Below are 21231 nucleotides of genomic sequence, written 5' to 3' on the forward strand. Positions count from 1 at the left end.
TCAGCAAGTGCAGCCAAACTTCTCTTCCCCGTCGAAATCCGTCCGGGTTGGATAATCGTTGTCGAAGCAGGCCATGCAGAGGCCGCCTTTGTAGTCCGTTGCGTTATCTCCGCCTACCGCCTGGATCAACCCCTGCGGGCTGAGAAACTCCAGCGAGTCGGCATTGATCTCCTTGCAGATTTCTTCTACCGTTTTGTAGGAGGCGATCAGCTCCCCGCGGTCCGGCGTATCGATGCCATAGAAGCAAGGATTTTTGAACGGCGGCGAGGTGATGCGGACATGCACCTCCGTCGCGCCGGCTTCGCGCAGCAAGTTTACAATCCGCCGCGAGGTCGTGCCGCGAACGATCGAATCGTCGATCATTACGACGCGTTTACCTTCCACGACACGGCGCACCGCGCTCAGCTTCATTTTGACCCCTTGCTCGCGCAGCTCTTGGCTCGGTTGAATGAACGTGCGGCCGGTGTATTTATTTTTGATCAGACCCAGCTCGTAAGGGATGCCGGTCTGCTCCGCATAGCCAATCGCGGCGGAAATACTGGAGTCCGGAACCCCAGTAACCACATCGGCGTCCACAAAAGACTCCTGGGCCATCACCTGCCCCATCCGCTTGCGGCTGGCATGCAGGTTCGAGCCATTCATGTCACTGTCCGGACGCGCGAAGTAAATGTACTCCATCGCACACAGCGCCTTCCGCTGCGGCTCGGCATAACGCTCCTCGCGAAGGCCGTCCTTATCCAGCACCAGCATCTCACCCGGCTGGATTTCGCGAATCGTCTCCGCACCAACGACCTCGAACGCGCACGTCTCAGACGAGAACAGGTACGCATTGCCAAGCCGGCCCATCACCAGCGGGCGCAAGCCGTTCGGATCGCTGGCGGCAATCAGCTTGTCGTTCGTCAGCAGCAGGAACGCGAAGCCCCCAACCAATTGACGAAGCGCGTCCTTTGCCGCCTCAACGAAATCCTTCGACGAGCGGGCGATCAGATGCGCGATCACTTCCGTATCGCTGGTCGTTTGAAAGATCGAGCCGCTTTGCTCAAGCTGGCGGCGGATTTTCGGTGCATTGACGATGTTGCCGTTCGTAGCCACCGCCAGATCGCCGTCACGGTATTTGAAGATCAAGGGCTGGGCGTTCGTCAGCTTGCTGTCTCCGCTTGTCGAATAGCGGACATGGCCAATCGAACGGTCCCCGCGCAACGAAGCCAGCTTGTCGCGGTCGAACACTTCCTTCACCAGCCCCATGCCGCGGTGGTAATGGAAGTCCTCCCCATTCGTAGCGCAGATCCCCGCGCTTTCTTCCCCCCGGTGCTGCAAGGCGTGCAGCCCATAGTAGGAGAGAGAGGCGGCTTCGGCATGACCAAATACGCCAAACACGCCGCATTCCTCGCGTAACGTATCAAACGGATCCGCATGCCCTGCCCCTTCGTTATAGTAGTCTCCGGTCCAAAGTCTCTGCGCTGGTCTTATTGCATCAGACATGGAATGACATCCTCCCAGACGCGTCTCAGCTGTTCCACCGGCTTGCTCAGAACCTCCGTTCCATTCACAGCAACGTTCAGTTCAGAACCTTCCACAACCCCAATTCGTGCTGCTGGCACGCCGCGTTCCGCGAGCAGCTTCTCCAGCGCCTCCGCTTGCTCCGGCGAAGCCGACAGCAGAATCCGAGATTGAGATTCGCTAAACAATGTAAAGTCGGGGCGCAGCTCGCTTGTAATATTCACCTTGGCACCAACCCCGCCGCTGATGCACGATTCAGCCAGCGCCACAGCCAGACCGCCTTCGGACAAGTCGTGCGCCGAACGCACCAGCCCGCCTTGGATCGCTTCCAGCACCGCGCTGAGCAATTTTTTCTCCACTTCTAAATCAAGCTGCGGCGGACGGCCTTCTACAACGCCATGAACAACCGCCTGGAATTCGCTGCCGCCGAGCTCAGCTTTCGTCTCACCCAGCAGGAACACGACATCTCCGGCCGATTTGAAGCCTTGCGTCGTAATATGATCCGTATCATGCACCAGACCAACCATCCCTACCACCGGTGTCGGGTAAATCGCACCTTTGGCGTTCTCGTTGTACAAGCTGACGTTCCCGCCGATAACGGGCGTGTCCAGCACACGGCAAGCTTCCGCCATCCCGTCTACCGCCCGTTCCATCTGCCAGAAAATATCCGGTTTCTCCGGGCTGCCAAAATTCAGGTTGTCGGTGATTGCCAGCGGCTCGGCACCGGAGCACACGATGTTGCGCGCCGCTTCGCTGACCGCGATTCGTCCGCCAACTTCCGGATCCAGATACACGAACCGCCCGTTGCAGTCGGTGGTCATCGCCAGCGCCTTGCGCGTGCCGTGAACGGTCACCACGGCTGCGTCCGAACCCGGACGAACCGCCGTGCTCGTGCGAACCATATAATCGTATTGGTTGTACACCCACGCTTTGCTAGCTACCGAAGGCGAGGACAGCACTTTCTCCAGCGCCGCGCCCAGATCTTGAACTTCCTCGTAACGCGTGGTGTCGACCGTTTCATTTTCCACATAATAAGCAGGAACTGCCGAAGGCTTCTCATAGATTGGACATTCGTCCACAAGCGCCTTCACCGGCATGTCGCCGACCAGTTCGCCATGATGGAACAGCTTCAGACGGCCGTCGTCCGTCACTTTACCAACCTTCGCACAGATGACGCCCCAACGCTCAAAAATCTCCCGCGCCTTCGCCTCATCTTTCGGCTCCACGACGAACAGCATCCGCTCCTGCGATTCGGACAGCATCATTTCATATGCCGTCATGCCTTCCTCGCGCTGCGGCACCTCATCCAGGTACAGCTCCAGACCGTTGCCGGCTTTGCTGGCCATTTCCGCGCTGGAGCAGGTCAAGCCTGCCGCGCCCATGTCCTGGATCCCCAGCACGATGCCGCTGTCGATCAACTCCAGACAAGCTTCCATAACCAGCTTCTCCATGAACGGGTCACCTACTTGCACCGCTGTCCGCTTCGCTTCGGATTCCTCTGTCAGTTCCTCCGACGCAAATGTCGCGCCATGGATCCCGTCCCGGCCCGTTGGCGGCCCTACGTAGAACACCGGGTTGCCGACGCCTTTGGCAACGCCGCGTTGGATTTTGTCATGATCGATCAGCCCAACGCACATCGCATTTACGAGCGGATTGCCTTCGTAGCTCTCGTCGAACACCACTTCTCCGCCAACCGTCGGAATCCCGATGCAGTTGCCGTAGCCCGCGATTCCGGATACAACATGCTCGAACAAATATTTCACGCGCTCGCTTTCCAGCTTGCCAAATCGCAAAGAGTTCAGCAGCGCGACAGGTCTTGCCCCCATGGAAAAAATATCGCGAATAATCCCGCCCACGCCGGTTGCGGCGCCTTGATAAGGCTCCACGGCCGAAGGGTGATTATGACTTTCGATTTTAAAGACAACCGCTTGGTTGTCGCCGATATCCACGATCCCGGCGCCTTCGCCCGGGCCCATTAGCACGCGCGGGCCGCTGGTCGGGAAACGACGCAACAGCGGCTTCGAATTTTTGTAGGCGCAGTGCTCGGACCACATGACGCTAAATACGCCGATTTCCGTATAATTCGGCTTCCGCCCAAGGAATCCGCAAATCAGTTCGTATTCGCTGTCGGAAACGCCCATTTGTTTGTAAATTTTCTGCTCTGCAATTTGTTCTGCATTTGGTTCCTTAGCGGACACTTGCTGACTCATGCCGATCCCTCCAAGCTTTCAAAATGGATGTAAACATCTTCTTGCCGTCCGTCGAACCCAGCAAATCGCTGACCGCCCGCTCCGGGTGCGGCATCATGCCGACGACGTTTCCGCGTTCATTGGAAATGCCGGCGATGTCGTCCACCGAGCCGTTCGGATTTTGAACATACCGGAAAATAATTTGGTTATTCCGCTTCAACTGCTCCAACGTTGCTTCATCGCAATAATAGTTGCCTTCGCCATGCGCGATCGGAATCGTGATGACTTCGCCCTTCGCATAATGCGATGTAAATGGATTTTCGTTGTTCTCCACGCGCAGCTTGGTGTCGTGGCAACGGAACTTCAGCGACATGTTGCGGCGCAACGTGCCTGGCAGCAATCCAGCTTCCGTAAGGATTTGGAATCCGTTGCAGATCCCCAGCACGTATTTCCCTTGCTCCGCAGCTTTGGCCACTTCCGCCATAACCGGCGCAAAACGGGAAATCGCCCCGCACCGCAGGTAGTCGCCGTAGGAGAACCCGCCGGGAACTAAGATGCAATCGTAAGCAGACAAATCGGTGGCTGTATGCCACACATAGTCAACCGGTTCACCCAACGTCTCTTCCACCGCTTTGTAACAGTCGATATCGCAGTTGGAACCGGGGAATACGAGTACCGCGAATTTCATAGTTTAAGCCTCCAATTCAAAGCGGTAGTCTTCTACCACCGTATTGGCCAACAGCTTCTCGCACATCGCTTTCACTCGAGCTTCCGCTTCGAAGCGATCGTTCGTATCGAGCGTCAGCTCCATATATTTACCGATGCGGACGCTGTCCACCTCTCTGAACCCCATCGAATGGAGTGCCCCTTGAACGGCAACCCCCTGCGGGTCAAGTACGCTTTGCTTGATCGTGACATAAACGCTCGCTTTAATCATGTTCCTCGTGTTCCTCCTAAGTTTGGACTTGTGCGGCACGGCCGCTTGGTATCTGGATGGAAATGATAATTACATTTGATAATTGCTTGTGCTATCGCTTGGGGCATTTCTTGCCTTCAAGCTTGGCTTCAAGCTTGCCTTAAAGCTAACCTTTAAGCTTGCCTTCTAACTTGCCTTCGTGCTTATGCTTGCCTTCCAACTTTCCTTCATGCTTTAAGCTTGCCTTCCAACTTTCCTGTCTAATTTCCTTGCTGTCTCGCTCGTTGAGGGTCTTCTTGTCTCCCAAGCTCCTGCCCCTCTGATCCAAAGGGATAATGCTTAGAAGACCTGCCTCAGAGTACCCCATGTCCATTCTCTAGCTAAGATGAACGTAAAACAAAGACAGCCCTCCAAATTGCTACATCTCGTAGGTTAAAATGGATAGTGATTAACCCAAACCATTTCAGAGCTACATAGCAAAGGAGAGCTGATACTATGCAGTCTACCACAAAATTCGTCGGTTTAGATGTATCCAAAGAAAAAATTTCGGTTGCGATTGCAGATGTGAGCGGGGAAGCTCCACGCTATTACGGAACCATTCCCCACACACCGGCAGCGTTACGCAAGCTTATCAAAGAGCTGGGAGCGGCCGAAACGCTATCGTTTTGCTACGAGGCAGGACCCACAGGTTACGAAACCTATCGCTGGATCACCTCCATGGGGGCCCACTGTGTCGTCATTGCTCCATCGCTCATTCCCAAACGCCCCGGCGACCAAGTGAAAACAGATCGACGGGATGCCGAGCAACTCGCGCGTTTGTATCGTGCAGGAGAGCTCGCTCCCGTTTACGTCCCCGAACGGGAAGATGAGGCTCTACGGGAATTGGTTCGCGCCCGTGAAGCTGCCAAGGAAGATGCCCACCGGGCTCGTCAGCGGGTCTTGAAGTTCTTGCTCCGTCACCAGATAGAGCCACCGGCCACAATCAAGCGTCGCTGGACGAAGAAGTATCGCGTCTGGCTGGGGCAACTGGTATTCCCGTACGAGCCCATGCAGGTGGCCTTCGATGAGATGCTTCATGCTTTGAATGAGATCGAGCAGCGCATGGGTCGCCTAGAAAAAGCACTGGTAGAGCAAGCGGCGACCGGCTCCAAGGCTTCGCTAATTCAAGTTCTTCAGTCCTTACGCGGGATTGGATTGCTCACAGCCATCACCCTTGCGGCTGAAATCGGAACCTTTGCGCGTTTTCGCTCCCCAGCCCAACTGATGGCGTACTTGGGACTGGTCCCTCGTGAGTATTCCACGGGCCTAAGTACTCGTCGAGGCAGCATGACCAAAGCCGGAAACGGCCGCTTGCGCCGGACTTTAGTGGAGTCCGCTTGGAGTTACCGTCATCGTCCTGCCGTGAAGGGCGATCTCGCCAAACGACTAGATGGCATGCCGGCCGACGTACAACTGTTGTCCTGGAAGGCCCAAGAAAGACTGCATTCCAAATACCGCCATCTTGTGTTTGGAAAGAACAAACACAAGAATGTGGCCGTCGGTGCGGTGGCCAGGGAACTGATTGGGTTTGTATGGGCTGTTGCCCGAACCGTGGAACAGCCCGCCGCATCCTAACAGCTTTTCGATGATGAAGGACGCAGGGGACCTTGCCCCCTGCACCCCCACACTCGCCGTGTGGCGTTCCTCATCTTCGATGAGGAATTGCAAAAGTGTTGATTTGTAACTACCCGCTTGTCAAGGAAGACGCTTGACAAGCTCACGCCTGAGCACGAGGCCCGGGAGCAAACGAAGGTTTGGGAGAGAAATTGCGTTGTCCGTTTGCACTAAGTTTCGGAAGGGACTGAACGTGCGTTTCTAGCTTGCAAAAGCTCTCCTTGACGAAGGCATAACATGTGGTAACCAACCCACGGATAGCAGCGTGCCGACCGTCGCTCGCATTTTTGCTCTCGCGCCACGTGCTCAGGCAAGGTTTAAACTGAGGGCTTGACAAAAACGTTCATAGCAACGGACCTCAGCGACGTTATTTACTCATTTCCCGAATATTTCCCCGGCTAACGGACTCTATCGCCGCTATTGGGCCCCATCCGGCAACAAACTGGACCGCCCCGGCCAAATAAGGTCCCCTCGGTCCGTTATATCAGTCTTCCCTGCGAATCTGTGCCAATAAGGGCCCTAGGGTCCGTTAGAGCTAAAAGGCTATATTGAACACAGTTCCTACGCCAACTCGGCTCCCGTCAATCGCCGGTAAATTTCACGGTACCGCCGTGTCGTCTCTTCAACCACCTGCGCCGGAAGCGGATCAGGCGGGCTCTCTTTATCCCAATCGGAACCGGCTAGATACGTACGCACCGGCTCTTTGTCCATACTGTCGATCTCGATGTCCAGCGCGTAGTTCTCTTTGGCCCAAAATCTCGATGCATCCGGCGTAAACATCTCGTCGATCACAATCAACTTGCCGTCCACCATCCCGAATTCCAGCTTGCAGTCTGCGAGCAGGATGCCGCGTTCCTCGCAGTAATCCCGGGCGTAGGCGTACATCTCCAGGCTGCGATCCCGCAGCTGTTCAGCCAATTCCTGGCCGACTTTGTCCACCATCTCAGCGAACGAGATGTCCTCGTCGTGGCCCACGTCATTTTTCGCCGCCGGCGTAAAAATCGGCTCCGCCAGCTTCGCGTTCTTCCGCAGCCCTTCCGGCAACTCGATGCCGTTAATCGCGCCGGTCTTCTCATACTGCCGCCAGCCGCCGCCGGTCACATAACCGCGCACCACGCATTCAATGTCAATGCGTTCGGCCTTGCGGGTCACCATGATCCGGTTGCGCAACGCCTCGCGATGCTCTGACGGAATCACGTCCCCCAACCGCTCCACGTCCGTATGAATCACGTGATTCTCCAGCAAATGCTGCGTCTTGTCGAACCAAAACGCGCTCAGCCGGTTCAGCACGTTCCCTTTGTCCGGCACCGCCGGCTCAAGCACATAATCAAACGCGGAGATGCGGTCCGTGACCACGATCAAATAATGCTCACCGAGATCGTACAGCTCCCGGACCTTGCCTTTGTACAGCAGCGGGGCCTTCACCAAATCCGCCGCAGTGGAAATTGCCGGTACCGCCATGAAGCTCTCCTCCCTATCACTGCAAGATCAGATCCTACTCAATCAATCCAAGCTTCCGGAAAATCGTATCCACATGCTTCAGATGCCAGGACGGATCAAAAGCATCATCAATTTCTTCTTTGCTTAAGACGCTGGTAATTTCCGGCGTCTCCTCAATAATGTCGCGGAATTGACGTTGGGTCTCCCACGCCTGCATCGCCCGCGGCTGCACCGTGTCGTACGCTTGCTCGCGGCTGAAGCCTTTGTCGATCAGCTTCGTCATCACGCGGCCGGAGAACGGTACGCCATAGGTGCGAGCCATGTTGCGCTTCATATTTTCTGGGAACACCGTTAGGTTCTTCACGATATTGCCGAAGCGGTTCAGCATGTAGTTCAGCAGCATCGTTGCGTCCGGCAGAATCACCCGTTCCACCGAAGAGTGGGAAATGTCGCGTTCATGCCACAGCGTCACGTTCTCGTAAGCTGAAATCATATGGCCGCGGATCACGCGGGACAAGCCGGAGATGTTCTCGCAGCCGATCGGGTTACGTTTATGCGGCATGGCCGAGGAGCCTTTTTGTCCTTTGGCGAAGGCTTCTTCCACCTCGCGGAATTCGCTCTTCTGCAACGCGCGAATTTCCGTGGCGAACTTGTCGAGCGAGGTTGCGATCAAAGCCAAGGTTGCCATATATTCGGCGTGACGATCGCGTTGCAGCGTTTGCGTCGAAATCGGCGCCGGTGTCGTGCCCAGCTTCCGGCAAACAAATTCTTCTACAAACGGATCGATGTTCGCGTAAGTCCCAACGGCACCGGAGATTTTTCCGAATTGAACATTCTCTGCTGCCCGGCGGAACCGCTCCAGATTCCGTTTCATTTCTTCATGCCAAAGCGCCATTTTCAGACCAAACGTGGTTGGCTCCGCATGGACACCGTGGGTCCGGCCCATCATTGGAGTATCTTTATAAGCCAAGGCTTTTTCTTTGAGAATGTCGATAAAGTTCAAAATATCCCGTTCCAAAATCGCGTTGGCCTGCTTCAACAAATACCCCAGCGCCGTGTCGACGACGTCGGTCGAGGTCAAGCCATAATGCACCCATTTCCGCTCCGGCCCCAGACTTTCCGAGACGGCGCGGGTAAACGCGATGACGTCATGGCGGGTTTCTTGCTCAATTTCATAGATCCGGTTGATGTCAAACGAAGCCTTCTCGCGCAGCAGCGCGGCGTCTTCCTTCGGGATCACGCCAAGCTCGGCCCAAGCCTCGCAAGCACACAGCTCCACTTCCAGCCACGCCTTAAATTTGTTCTCCTCCGTCCAGATCGCTCTCATTTCCGGTCTGCTGTAGCGTTCGATCATTTACGTTCATTCCTCCAAATGTTGGTTTGCTCTATCCAACGCAGCCCGTCCTCCACATTGCGGCAGATCAGATTGATATGCCCCATTTTCCGTTTAGGAGCGGCTCCGTGCTTTCCATATAAGTGTACTTTGGGGATCACCGGGAATCCAGTTTCACCGCGGGCTTCGCCAAACCACTGGCCCGTAACTACGGCCTTGCGTACCGCCTCCAAGTGTTCGCCCAGAATGTTGACCATCACGACCGGTGTTAACAGCTCCACCGGCCCCAGGGGCAGATTGCAGATCGCCCGAACATGCTGTTCAAATTGGGAAGTCGTGCAGGCCTCCATCGTGTAATGACCGGAGTTGTGCGGTCTTGGCGCCAGTTCATTGACGAACAGCTCCCCGTCCTCGGTCAGAAACATCTCTACCGCCAGCAGGCCAACGGCCTCCAAGCCTTCGGCGATTCGGGCCGCGAGCCGTTCCGCCTCCCGTTGCACCTGCTCCTCCACGCGAGCCGGCACAATCGAGACATGCAAAATATTGTCGATATGAATATTCTCCGCTACGGGGAACGTCTTTATTTCTCCGCGCGGGCTGCGCGCCGCAATCACCGACAGCTCCTTGACGAACGGGACAAATTGCTCGAGCACGAGCTCTGTCCCGGCCCGGCTCAACTCGGCGTATGCCGGCGCAATCTCGGCCTCGCTGCGAATGACCCATTGGCCTTTGCCGTCATACCCGCCGGTGGCCGTCTTCAGCACAGCCGGAAGGCCCAAGCGAGCCACGGCTGCGCGCAACGCTTCCTCGCTGCCGATCTCTGCGTACGGCGCGACCTTCACGCCCGCTGCTTCGATGGCTCGCTTCTCCCGCAGCCGATGCTGAGTGGTATACAGCAACCGGCTGCCTTGGGGCACGTACGACGCTTCCTCCAACAACGCGGCTACGCCGGCGTCGACGTTTTCGAACTCGTACGTGATCACATCGGCCCGCGCCGCGAGCTCACGCGCCGCGTCCTGGTCATCGTAGCGGGCGACGATCTGCCCCGCTACCTGACCGCAAGGCGCATCCGGCGTCGGATCCATGGCTACGAATCGGTAGCCAAGATTGCTCCCGGCCAGCGCCATCATCCGGCCAAGCTGTCCGCCGCCCAGCACGCCGATCGTTGCGCCCGGCTCAATCACCGGAGCGCCGTTGCCGCCGCCTGCATTGCCCATCACGCCGCTGCTCATTCCGCGGCTCCCAACTCCGAGCTGCTCTCCAGCACCTCGGCTTTGATCCGATCGCGGCGCTCCTGCACCCGGCGCATGACCTCAGGGTCAAACGCACCCAGAATTTGCGCCGCCAGCAGCCCGGCGTTGATCGCCCCGGCTTTGCCGATCGCTACCGTCGCCACCGGGATGCCGCCTGGCATCTGCACGATCGACAGCAGCGAATCAAGCCCGTTCAACGCGGCCGACTTCACCGGCACGCCGATGACGGGCAGCGTAGTTTTGGCCGCCACCATCCCCGGCAGGTGGGCGGCTCCGCCAGCCCCGGCGATGATGACCTTCAAACCGCGGGCTGCGGCCTGTTCGGCAAATTCAAACATCAAATCCGGGGTGCGGTGCGCGGATACGACATTTTTTTCGTAAGGAATCTGCAGTTCATCCAAAACGGCACAGGCATGGGACATCGTCTCCCAGTCCGATTTGCTGCCCATGATTACGGCGACTTGTGCTGTCATGCCTCAACCTCCACGTTCATATTTCTTGTGAACCTATCTATAGAATTAGCCGAATACGTAAAAAAGGGCCCCGAACTTCCTGGGAACACTATTTCCCGAAATTCGCGGACCCTGCGAAATACGACACCTGCGTGCGGGCAGCTACAGCCTCGCCGCTGGCAACGCAAAGCCCGGTGCTTACAAGCCCAGGCTCATAAAAAGAAGGCCTTCCGTGCGGAGTAGCCTTACCTTCATCACGTATTCGCTCGTAGTCCGAAAATTTACGGTTCTCGGGTAGAAACTTCCGGGCCCTATTCCCGGCATTATACGAGATTATGATGTTCGGCGGCGAGCCGCCTTTCCTCTCCTAGTGTACCAATGGCGGACACGGGATGTCAACTCAAATCCGAACATTAAAAGAATGTAAAATCCGAATGTTCGTTTTTGAACAATGTCTCCCCAACACAAAAAACCTAGTCTGTCAAACAGACTAGGGTCTCTATCGAATGCGGTTCTGGGTCAGAAGTCTACCGCAAATTTACTGTAAAAAGTACCTTTAATTTTGCCTATCCTCCGTATTTGAAAACAATTAGATGTAAAAGTTACTCTTAATTCGGACCAAAACCCCAAAATTCCAATCTACCGCTCAAATTAACAGCAGGATTTCCAGTTAAATTGCCAAATTCTCGTCGATTCCCCGAATTTAACCTTACTTTTTCCAGTTATTTTAGCTTGCAGCCTGACGACCGGGCGACAACCTGCACTCTACCACTTTTTCCGGCGACATCGGCGTCCCTTACTTTAGTTGCACACCCGCGATGCATTAGCCCCAATTCCAATTCATCTCTCAGCCGCCCAACTGCTCCTGCACTTCAATGAACAACACCTGCAGGAACTTCTTAATATTCACCTTCCCCTTGCTGTTGCCCGGCTCGCGCCCTTCCTCGATCTCCTTCATCTTGAGCCGCACATCCTCGAAATCAAAATAGAGCGGAGCATAATACTCAAACCGAGGGTTTCCGTAATCTGTCAAGCCCAGCGAAGCCAAGTTCGTCAGCCCGGCCATCAATGCGCGGCGCAACCGCTGCTCGATCGCCTTGACCTCCTTGTTGATCTCCTCAGGCCTTGTCTTGTACGTGGCTGCGGTTTGACGATACAACTCCTTCAGCGGCGGCAGATTACCGCCAGGCTCACTTCCCCGCTCCAGCAGCAGCTCCATGATGTTGATCATATCGCGGCTGCCGCTTTCGCCAATCAACCCCATATTCATCAGAATCGGTTGAATCGCCTCTCGGACTGTCCGTTTGTTCTGACCAGCTAGCGGTGCGCTGCGCAAGTCCTCCAGCTTCTTCAGACTCGATTTGATCTCATCTAAATAATGTCCTAACGCATAACGTTCGTTGATTTTCCGCAGCACCGTCTCCACTTCGATCCGGTTGATCGGCTTGCGAATGAAGAACTCAATTCCGCTTCGGTACGCCCGTCCAACCATGTCTTGATTTTCGATCTGGGAGATCATCACGAACCGGGAGCTGCAGCCTTGAGCGCGCAAGGAATCGATCACCTCAATACCGTCCTGATCGGGCATCAGCAAATCCATCAGCACGATATCCGGCGGCTCGCTCAAAATTTGCCGCACTCCCTCCGCTCCGCCGCCAGCCGTTCCCGTCACTTCGCCCAGACCGCTGTCCTCGATAATGTACTGCAGCATTTTTCGTGCACTGGCATCATCGTCAACGATACAAAAAGAGAGCGGCATCGGATAACCTCCTCACACTTTAGGTTATTAGCGGTTTGCCAAGGATACGGTTGAAACGAAAATAGCTTTAAGCCGGCGCCGCCGACTTCTGCAAGCTTGGAGTCGGAATCCGGATTTGGACCATCGCGCCGCCCAGCCCGGGGGCTGTCCCCAGCGAGATGTCCCCGCCGAACCGGGTCACGATATCGCGCACATGGGATAACCCTATCCCCGTCGCCGCGACGCCTTCCTCGTCAAATTTGGTCGTAAAGCCTGGTTCAAAGACCAGCTCCCGCTCGTCCTGCGGGAAGCCGCCGCCGCTGTCACTCACCGTAAGCAAGGTCGATCCCGACTGCTCGCGAATCTCCAAATGAATCTGCCCCCGGCCCTGGATCGCCTCTACCGCATTGGCCGTCAAGTTCCCCAGCAGCGTCAGCAAGGGTATGTAGTTGGCCATGTCGTAATCCAGGGTGATTTTCTGCGTAAACACGATTTGCTTGCCCAAATAATCGGCATACTGCTGCGTGCTGTCAATGATATATTGGACCAAGTTCGACAGCGGCATATCCCCCGGGACTTCACGGTCGGTCAGCTTAATCAGCCCCGCCAAAATCCGTTGCGAATCCTTCTTCACCTCATGGATCTGCTCCGTAATCCCAAGAATATGACGCTTATGCTCCTCCAGGCCTTCCTCCGATAACCGACGGTACATCTCATAGCTGCGCAAGGTCAGCTCCTCCAACGTACCAATGGATTTCTTCAAGTAGAAGACCTCTCCATATAGGCCGGAGCTAAAACTAAGCATCTGTTCAATCCGCCGATTCTGCTCCTGCTGCACGATCCGCATCCGGCTGACGGAAATGCTGCTGTAAATCCCGGTAACAAAATAAGTGCGCAGCATGGCGATCATCATGAGAAACGCCCACTCGTTCAGCTTAAACGTCGCCGTGCCAGTCACCAGCAACCGGGTCAGTAACTCCGACTCATTGGACATCAGATCGATGACCGCGGTCACGGCCCCCAGCACCAAGGGATAGAAGCGATCCAAGCGCCGTTTGATCAGACTCATCCCTAATGCGAACACGATATAATACACCGCTGCCGAGCAGTGCCTTGTCACACTCTCCGCCACAGTCAAGCCGTTGTCCAGCACCTGATCCAGTCCTGTACGAAACAGCAGCACTACCACGCCGGTGATGACGCCCGTCACGAGGTACGGCAACTGCCGCAGCAGCAGCAAAAACAACAAAAACGCGCTGCTCCCCAGACCAATCCGAAAGATGTCACCAACAAACGGATTGATCTTCAGTTCCCCCGCCAAGGCCGTCCCGATCGCGATGACCGCGATCTGAACGTAAGCGGATCTTTGAAAGGTCTTGATAATCACGCTCCGCATCCCCGCTCCCCCGGATCCCGTGAGTGATTTTGTTCCATATCGTACCACATCCGGAGAAGGATGACTATACCTTATATACCATTATATGTTAGTTTTGTGTCAGTTGATGCCTACGCTCGCCGTGCCTCCAATCGCCTTGAGATCACTGATAGCACAAAGTTGACGGTAAAATATATCAACGCCACCAGCATCAAAATCGGTATCGTATACGTGTAGCCGTGACCAATGACGATCCCCGCATGATGCATCAGCTCCGGCAAGGAGATGACTACCGCCAGCGACGTGTCCTTGAGCAGCGAAATGAACTGGCTCACTAATGGCGGCACCATCCGCCGCAAGCCTTGGGGCAGCACGATGTGCCATAGCGTCTGAACAGCGCTGAGTCCTGACGAACGGGCCGCTTCGATTTGCCCTTTGTCGATGGAGGCGAGGCCGCTGCGCACGATTTCGGAGATCATCGCGGCCTCAAAGATCGTCAGCCCGGTCACCGTCGCGGCGACAAGTCCAAGCTTGATGCCGACCTCCGGCAAGGCGAACCGCATGAAGAAGATGATAAGCAGCAGCGGCAAATTGCGGATCAGCTCAACCCCCACCAGCATGATGGGCGACAGCACGGGTAATTTCGTATACCGGATTACGCCCACGATGCAGCCGATCAGGAAGCTTAGCACGATGGACAGCCCGGCGACAATCAACGTCACGTAAAGTCCATCCGCTAAGAAGCGCAAATTCTCCGCACTGTACGCCCCAGCAAAATCCATCGAACTTCAGGCCTCCTTTCAGTATTTTCTCTCAAGTCTTCGCTCCCACACCCTTACGCCATAACTTAAAGGCAAGGTCAGCACCAGATAGAACAACGCGACAAAAATATAAGTATCAAACGTCCGATACGTATCGGCATTCACGATGTCGGCAAAATACATCAGGTCAAGCCCGGCCACAATCGTTAAAACTGATGAGTTTTTGATTAAATTGATAAACTGGTTCCCGAGCGGCGGAATCACCAGCTTGATGGCCTGCGGCAGGATTATATGCAGCATCGTTTGCACGTAGCTCAACCCGGACGAGCGGGCCGCCTCCATTTGCCCTTGGGGGATTGCTTGAATCCCGGCACGAATTGCTTCAGCAATGAACGAAGAGGTGTATACCGCAAGCCCGATTGTCCCCGCCGTGAAACCGTCCAGCGGTAAACCTAAAGCGGCCGGTCCATAATAGAAAATGTATACGACAAGCAGCAACGGAATATTGCGGATAAATTCCACGTAACCTGTTCCGAACCAGCGCAGGGGCCGGACGGGGCCGATGCGGAACACCGCGATCAAGGCGCCCAGCACGAAGCTTCCGACCAGCGCCAGCAAGCTGGACAGCACCGTCCCCCGGAACCCTTCCAGGTACACGTCAAAATAGTCAGTCAGAATCGTAAAATCCATCACGAATTATTCGCCCGGCTTCTTGCCGATCCATTTTTCGTATATCTTGTCGTACTCTCCGCTGTCATGAAGCTCTTTTAAGGTATCGTTAATCGCCTGTACGATATCCGAGTTGCCTTTCTGTACCGCAATGCCGTAAGGTTCATCGGTAAACGGCTTGCCGACCACCTCATAATTCGGGTCTTGGGCCGCCATCCCGTAAAGAATCGCATCGTCCGTCGTCAGCGCATCGCCTTGCCCTGCCTTCAGGGCGTTAAACGCGTCCTGATAGTTGTCGAACTCCAGCACCTTGATGCCATCCACTTTTTCACGAATATTTTTCACCGAGGTCGAGCCTTTGCTGCCCAGCACCGTCGAATCGGCCGTCAGACTTTCAATGCCGGTGATCGGGCTGCCCTTCTTCACCAGCAACGATTGCCCTGCTTGGAAGTAGACGTCGGAGAAATCAACCTCCTTCTTCCGCTCCTCGGTAATCGTCATCGTAGCTACGATCATATCGATCTCCCCGTTATTGAGCATCGGAATCCGTGTTTTCGACGTCACTTCCTTCAGCTCCAAGGCATTCTCATCACCGAGAATGTGCTTGGCGATCGCCTTGGAGATATCGATATCAAATCCCTCGACATTCCCGGTGGAGGGGTCTTTCAGACCAAACAACTTCGTGTCATACTTCACGCCAACCAGCAGTTTGCCGCGATCCTTAATTTTCGCCAAGGCCCCGCTTCCGCTCTCCCCGGTTGCCGAAGCGGCATTCCCGCCGTTCCCTGCTGCGTTGCCGCCTGCCCCGTTGCTTGCACATCCGGCCAGCACCGTCAACGCACATACCACCGCAATACTGATTAGCCTCCAACGCTTCTTCATTTCTCTTCCTCCCCTTGATTATCGATTGATTTAGTGGCTCAACAGACGGCTCAGGAACGTTCGCGTCCGCTCTTCTCGCGGATTGGCAAAGAACTCCTCCGGCCCTGCTTCCTCCACGATTTGCCCCTGGTCCATAAACACAATCCGGTCCGCCACCTCGCGGGCAAACCCCATCTCATGCGTGACCACCACCATCGTCATGCCTTCGCGGGCGAGCGTCCGCATCACATCCAGCACCTCGCCGACCATCTCCGGATCCAGCGCCGAGGTTGGTTCGTCAAACAGCATGATCTTCGGCTTCATCGCCAGCCCCCGGGCGATCGCCACCCGCTGCTGCTGCCCGCCAGACAGCTGGGACGGATAGGCGGACGCCTTATCGGCGATTCCCACCTTCTCCAGATAAAACATCGCCGTCTGCTCCGCCTCCGCTTTGGAGATGCCCAGCACCTTAATCGGCGCCAGCGTGATATTGTCGATCACCTTTTTGTGCGGATACAAATTAAAGTGCTGAAAGACCATCCCGATATCGCGGCGCAGCTTATTGATATCTGTCTTGCGGTCATGGACCGGAAGGCCGCCTACCGTCAACTCCCCGCTCGTGATCGTCTCCAGCCGGTTAATGCAGCGCAGCATCGTGCTTTTTCCGGAGCCCGACGGGCCAACAACAACGACGACTTCCCCTTCCTCAACCTGTAAATCAATCCCCTTCAGGACGTGAAAATGACCAAAATGCTTATCTACCTGTCGAAAACGAATCAACGGCAGCCCTCCTTTCCGCGTTCGGTTATTGGACGTGCCTGCAGGCACCTCTTTCCGTTATCCCTTTCCGTAAGATCACTCGCTGACATTCCCGATGTCTGTTGAGCTACCAGTTCTGGCAGATCCCGAAGATCTTGGAGTTCTTGGAGTTCTTGCCGTTCTTGCTGCTCTCACAGTTTCTTGTAGCGCTAGCAGCCCTTGTAGTTCACACAGTCCTCGATGTCCTCACCTTGCTGCTCTTGCAGTTCACCCGGCCCTTGCAGCCCGCGCAGTCCTCGCTAACTCCTCTTCCTCATGCTCTTGCGACCAAACACATCCCTCTATTCGATGTGAGTAATCGTAACATTTGAACATAACCTTACTTTGGAGACTATAAAAAACTACAGTTCCCTACACACGAACCAGAAAAACGCCCAAAAAAGTTTGGGCATTATCCCCAAACTTGTCGGACAAGCGTTAGTTTTCCTTACAGAAATCTCCACTTGTGGAGGTGCAGGAGTGATGTTCTACAATTGGGGAGTCATGTTCTAGCTTCGTCAAAAAGTTCTAACGCTTGGGTGGAACGCTATTTGGGCTAAAATCGGTACGTGCAACTTGTAACGCTTATGGGACATCTTATTTCGCGGTTTTCCCCCGAAAAAGGCGGCTCCCAACCCAAATAAGAACGCTGATCAGCGTTAGAAATGAAAATTACTGTTTTGGGGCGCAATAAGCTTTCTGGCAAGCGTTAGAATCGATGAGCCTCTGAACAACACCAAACATGCCCTCAACATGCCAGACACGCTCCAATCATGCACCAAACATGCTCTCTACTTGCTCCCAACATGCTCTCTGCTTGCTCCCAACATGCTCCCCACAAGCAAAAAAAGCCCAACCGAAATCAATCGGTCAGACTTTCTGGTACAAAATCGCTCTTATTTATTTGACCACGAGCACCGGGATCCGGGCATGCTGGACGACGTTGTGGCTGACGCTGCCAAGAACAAATTCGCGAATGCCGCCCAATCCGCGGCTGCCAATGACAATCAGATCGGCTCCGCTCTTCTGGGCATGCTCTAGAATCGTCTCGGCTGGAGGTCCTTGAATCATTTCAACTTTTGGCTCCAGACCTGCAGCTTCCACGCGTTTCTTCGCTTCCTCTGCCGTTCGCTCTGCAAGCTCATAGAAATCCTTATTCATCGAAGCGGGGACCGGCGCAAAGCCCTCGGCCACGTAAAATCGCGGGAAGTCGTACACATGCAGGACCTCCAGCTGGGCTTCGGGTGTCGTTTTGCACAATTCAATCGCTTTGTCCAGCGCTTTGTTGGCTGCTTTCGAACCGTCATACGCGGCTAATATTTTTTGAAATAGCATGGAAAGCACCTCACTTGTCCCAAGAGTCTATATCATAAAATACCCATATAGTACGGCGTTGAAAAGCAGCAATACGGGGATGCCCACCCGGAAGCTGAGGTGCTTCGTTTTATGGCGCTTCGTATTCATCGCAATGAGGACCCCCAGCGCTCCGCCCAACGCAGCAAGCAGAAACAGCGTTCGCTCCGGGATCCGATCCCGCCTTTGCCGCGCCCGCCTCTTGTCATCGGACATCACCAGATAGGCGACCGCATTGATAAATAGAAACCATACGAGTAAGCCCGTCCTCATCTTCGCCGCCCCCTTCGAGCTCCTGGCTCGATTATTGCTTAGTATTTCCACCAAATAGATATATCTATTATACCTCAATCTAACCACCCTACGCATCTTGCCGCCCATACGCCTCATACAAAAGAAAGCTCCCCTAACGGGGAGCTGCAGACGCATCCATATCAGGATTCGTTCTTTGAAATTCCGTTCAGATTGGGCGCAACTTCCGCCTGCTTCTTAGGCTTGGCCGCGATGGATGGTTCCAAAATGCTCGACTTATTCTGCTGGTTCTCGGTCTTCCGCGCTTTATGATGCGGCACCTTCATCACCTCCGCTACTTAGCGTCTCGTATAAGCCGCCGATTTATTCGGCGTTATCCGGTGATAACATGCCCACCAAAGCCTGCGCTGCACCTCCATGCCGTGACACTGTCCTAACTCAGGCTCTCCCATCATCACTAAGCTGCCGCCTTCTGGTGATCAGGCTTAGTCGTCACCCTGCTTCTCCAATGCTGCCTTCAGCAGTTCTCCAAGATTGATGCCGCCGGACTCCTGCTTCTGTGTATATTGCTTCACGAGGCGTTGCTGCTCGCGCTTGCTCATATGCTTATCCTTGTCTTTCCCCAACACTTCGGTAATCCCGCAGGACAGACATTGTACATACTTGCCAGCTTTGCCTTCCTTGAGTTCCATCTTCTTGTGGCATTGTGGACAGCGACGGTTGGACAGGCGCTTCTCGCCGGATCGGCGATAGCCGCAATCCTCGCTCGGGCAGACCAGCATCAGGCCGCGCCCGGTCTTCTTCTCAAGCAGCCTTGTTCCGCATTCCGGACAATGGCTGTTGGAGACGTTATGCGGCTTATACGTCGCTTCACTGCGTTTCACGCCTTGCACGAGGTTGGTCGCCATCTCACGGATTCCACTTAAAAACGGCTCCGGCTGGCCTTGCCCTCGCGCAATCCGCTCCAGCTCCGCTTCCCAGCGAGCTGTCAGCTCCGGCGTACGCAAATCGGCCGGTGCCAGCTCGATCAGCTGCTTCCCTTTGCCGGTCGGGTGCAGGTAGTTCCCTTGCCGCTCAATCGTATCGGAGCTGATCAGCTTCTCAATAATGTCCGCTCGCGTAGCTGGCGTGCCCAGCCCATGCTTCTCCATCTGGGTCAGCAGGGCGGCTTCCGTGTAGCGCTTCGGCGGCTGGGTCCGCCCCGGCGTCACGCGGCAGCGTTGCACCTTCACGGCCTCACCTTGCGTCAGCTCCGGCAGCACGGAGCCGCTCTCGGCATCGTCTTCGCCGCCTTCATCATCCTCCATGACCTGCCCGTCATAAACTGCCCGCCATCCGGCATCCTTAATCGTCGTCCCCTTGGCATGCAGCGTCTCCCCGGCAATTTGTACCGTCACACTAACTTGATCAAACCTTGCCGGAGGATAAAACAAACTGATAAACCGCCGAACAATTAAATCGTACAGCTTGCGCTCATCCGTATTCAGCGCGTTCAACAGCACCGTCTGTTCCGTAGGAATAATCGCATGGTGATCGGTGACCTTGCTGTCGTCAACCACTCGTTTGCTCAGATGCAGTGAACCTCGCAGCAACGGACGCGCCAAACTTGCGTAAGGGCCGACAGCAACGCTCGTTAGGCGCTCTTTGAGCGTACCTGTCATATCCGAGGTCAAATACCGCGAGTCCGTCCGCGGATACGTCACCAGCTTATGCTGCTCATAGAGCCGCTGCAGTACGTTTGAGGTCTGCTTCGCCGAAAAGCCCAGAATCCGGTTGGCATCCCGTTGCAGCTCGGTCAAATCGTAAGCGAGCGGATGGGGCACCGTTTTTTCATGCTTCACCAGCTTCACGATTTGGCCGGAAGTGCCCTCCAGCTTCTGCTTCAACGCATTTAACTTGTCCTGATCAAAAATACGCGCATCGCCGTTCCCACCGCGCCAAACCGCTTCGAACTTGCCGAAGTCCGCGCGCAGCACATGATACTCCTCTGAGCGGAAACGAAGAATTTCGTTCTCCCGCTGCATGATCATGCCAAGGGTCGGTGTCTGCACCCGCCCCGCGGAGAGCGGAGCGCCAAACTTGGTGGTCAGCGCCCGGGTCACGTTCAGTCCCACCATCCAGTCGGCTTCCGCCCGGCAGCGCGCCGATTGGTACAAGCGTTCATATTGCTTGCCCGGCTTCAGCGACGCGAACCCTTCCTTGATCGCTTTGTCGGTTTGCGACGAAATCCATAACCGCTTAAACGGCTTGTTCCACTTGGCCATATCCATGATCCAGCGGGCAAGCAGCTCCCCTTCGCGCGCAGCGTCCGTCGCCACGATCAGCTCGTCGATGTCCTGACGGCGCATCAATTGTTGCACCGACTTAAACTGGTGGCTGGTTTCGCGCAGTACCTTAAGCTTCATTTTATCCGGCAAAATCGGCAAATCCTCCAGCGCCCACGTCGCGTATTTCTTATCATAATCCTCCGGCTCGGCCAACCCCACCAGATGGCCTAATGCCCAGGTTACCACATATTGAGGTCCCTCAAAATGGCTTTTATGCTTATCTCGACTGCCGATCACTCGCGCGATCTCTCTGGCAACCGAGGGCTTCTCGGCTAACACCAATGTCTTCATAAGTTCGATCGAACACTCCTTTCCACTGAACCATTATAGCATTCAAGTCACGGTTGCTTGAAATTGAAAA

20 protein-coding genes and 1 riboswitch are annotated in these 21231 nt (G+C 55.2%); of the genes, 1 reads left to right on the top strand and 19 read right to left on the bottom strand.

Annotated features, from left to right (window positions below; translation table 11 throughout):
* The 5 genes from purF to C812_RS14730 all read right to left on the bottom strand — a co-directional run bounded on the left by purF (position 1) and on the right by C812_RS14730 (position 4912).
* Positions 1-1482 carry an amidophosphoribosyltransferase gene (gene purF, locus C812_RS14710; protein WP_016313449.1) on the bottom strand — a complete coding sequence of 494 codons (1482 nt, stop codon included), beginning with the start codon at positions 1480-1482 and terminating at the stop codon, positions 1-3.
* Entirely contained in the window at positions 1467-3710 is a 2244-nt protein-coding gene (purL, locus tag C812_RS14715; protein ID WP_016313450.1) for a phosphoribosylformylglycinamidine synthase subunit PurL, read from the bottom strand. The genes purF and purL overlap by 16 nt, the downstream gene beginning before the upstream one ends.
* Positions 3688-4377, bottom strand: a complete 690-nt coding sequence (gene purQ / locus C812_RS14720) for a phosphoribosylformylglycinamidine synthase subunit PurQ (protein ID WP_016313451.1) — start codon at positions 4375-4377, stop codon at positions 3688-3690. The genes purL and purQ overlap by 23 nt, the downstream gene beginning before the upstream one ends.
* A gap of 3 nt (positions 4378-4380) precedes the next feature.
* Entirely contained in the window at positions 4381-4626 is a 246-nt protein-coding gene (gene purS, locus C812_RS14725) for a phosphoribosylformylglycinamidine synthase subunit PurS (protein ID WP_009224523.1), read from the bottom strand.
* A gap of 145 nt (positions 4627-4771) precedes the next feature.
* Positions 4772-4912: a hypothetical protein gene (locus tag C812_RS14730; protein WP_157274719.1), complete on the bottom strand. Its 141-nt coding sequence runs from the start codon at positions 4910-4912 to the stop codon at positions 4772-4774.
* 188 nt (positions 4913-5100) lie between these two features.
* Here C812_RS14730 and C812_RS14735 point away from each other — a divergent pair, with 188 nt between their 5' ends.
* The gene (locus C812_RS14735; RefSeq protein WP_016310904.1) at positions 5101-6219 is read left to right on the top strand and encodes an IS110 family RNA-guided transposase; all 1119 of its coding nucleotides are present in this window, start codon (positions 5101-5103) and stop codon (positions 6217-6219) included.
* 600 nt (positions 6220-6819) lie between these two features.
* Here C812_RS14735 and C812_RS14740 read toward each other — a convergent pair.
* The 14 genes from C812_RS14740 to C812_RS14800 form a co-directional block, all read right to left on the bottom strand.
* Positions 6820-7719 carry a phosphoribosylaminoimidazolesuccinocarboxamide synthase gene (locus tag C812_RS14740; protein WP_016313453.1) on the bottom strand — a complete coding sequence of 300 codons (900 nt, stop codon included), beginning with the start codon at positions 7717-7719 and terminating at the stop codon, positions 6820-6822.
* A gap of 34 nt (positions 7720-7753) precedes the next feature.
* Positions 7754-9052: an adenylosuccinate lyase gene (purB, locus tag C812_RS14745; RefSeq protein WP_016313454.1), complete on the bottom strand. Its 1299-nt coding sequence runs from the start codon at positions 9050-9052 to the stop codon at positions 7754-7756.
* Positions 9049-10263 (bottom strand): 5-(carboxyamino)imidazole ribonucleotide synthase, encoded by a 1215-nt coding sequence (gene purK, locus C812_RS14750; RefSeq protein ID WP_016313455.1) that lies wholly within the window; start codon positions 10261-10263, stop codon positions 9049-9051. The genes purB and purK overlap by 4 nt, the downstream gene beginning before the upstream one ends.
* Positions 10260-10757, bottom strand: coding sequence for a 5-(carboxyamino)imidazole ribonucleotide mutase (gene purE / locus C812_RS14755; protein WP_016313456.1), 498 nt, complete (start codon positions 10755-10757; stop codon positions 10260-10262). Before purE ends, purK begins: the two co-directional genes overlap by 4 nt.
* Positions 10758-10985: 228 nt before the next feature.
* Positions 10986-11087, bottom strand: a riboswitch (purine riboswitch).
* Positions 11088-11583: 496 nt separating this feature from the next.
* Positions 11584-12495, bottom strand: a complete 912-nt coding sequence (locus C812_RS14760; RefSeq protein ID WP_016313457.1) for a response regulator — start codon at positions 12493-12495, stop codon at positions 11584-11586.
* 67 nt (positions 12496-12562) lie between these two features.
* Positions 12563-13870, bottom strand: a complete 1308-nt coding sequence (locus C812_RS14765) for an ATP-binding protein (RefSeq protein WP_016313458.1) — start codon at positions 13868-13870, stop codon at positions 12563-12565.
* Between the two features lie 110 nt (positions 13871-13980).
* The gene (locus C812_RS14770) at positions 13981-14631 is read right to left on the bottom strand and encodes an amino acid ABC transporter permease (RefSeq protein ID WP_016313459.1); all 651 of its coding nucleotides are present in this window, start codon (positions 14629-14631) and stop codon (positions 13981-13983) included.
* An 18-nt stretch (positions 14632-14649) separates the two neighbouring features.
* Positions 14650-15303, bottom strand: coding sequence for an amino acid ABC transporter permease (locus C812_RS14775; protein WP_036625214.1), 654 nt, complete (start codon positions 15301-15303; stop codon positions 14650-14652).
* 3 nt (positions 15304-15306) lie between these two features.
* Positions 15307-16161 (bottom strand): glutamate ABC transporter substrate-binding protein, encoded by an 855-nt coding sequence (locus C812_RS14780; RefSeq protein WP_016313461.1) that lies wholly within the window; start codon positions 16159-16161, stop codon positions 15307-15309.
* Between the two features lie 30 nt (positions 16162-16191).
* A complete protein-coding gene (locus C812_RS14785) occupies positions 16192-16920 on the bottom strand; it encodes an amino acid ABC transporter ATP-binding protein (protein ID WP_016313462.1) in 729 nt (242 codons plus the stop codon).
* A gap of 918 nt (positions 16921-17838) precedes the next feature.
* The gene (locus C812_RS14790) at positions 17839-18273 is read right to left on the bottom strand and encodes a universal stress protein (RefSeq protein WP_016313463.1); all 435 of its coding nucleotides are present in this window, start codon (positions 18271-18273) and stop codon (positions 17839-17841) included.
* A 27-nt stretch (positions 18274-18300) separates the two neighbouring features.
* Positions 18301-18564: a DUF1294 domain-containing protein gene (locus C812_RS14795; RefSeq protein ID WP_016313464.1), complete on the bottom strand. Its 264-nt coding sequence runs from the start codon at positions 18562-18564 to the stop codon at positions 18301-18303.
* A gap of 161 nt (positions 18565-18725) precedes the next feature.
* The gene (locus tag C812_RS22580; protein ID WP_167669324.1) at positions 18726-18863 is read right to left on the bottom strand and encodes a hypothetical protein; all 138 of its coding nucleotides are present in this window, start codon (positions 18861-18863) and stop codon (positions 18726-18728) included.
* A 165-nt stretch (positions 18864-19028) separates the two neighbouring features.
* Entirely contained in the window at positions 19029-21161 is a 2133-nt protein-coding gene (locus C812_RS14800; protein WP_016313465.1) for a DNA topoisomerase III, read from the bottom strand.
* Positions 21162-21231 lie beyond the last annotated feature (70 nt).

It is taken from the genome of Paenibacillus barengoltzii G22, from assembly GCF_000403375.2.
GTDB classification, from domain to species: Bacteria; Bacillota; Bacilli; order Paenibacillales; family Paenibacillaceae; genus Fontibacillus; species Fontibacillus barengoltzii.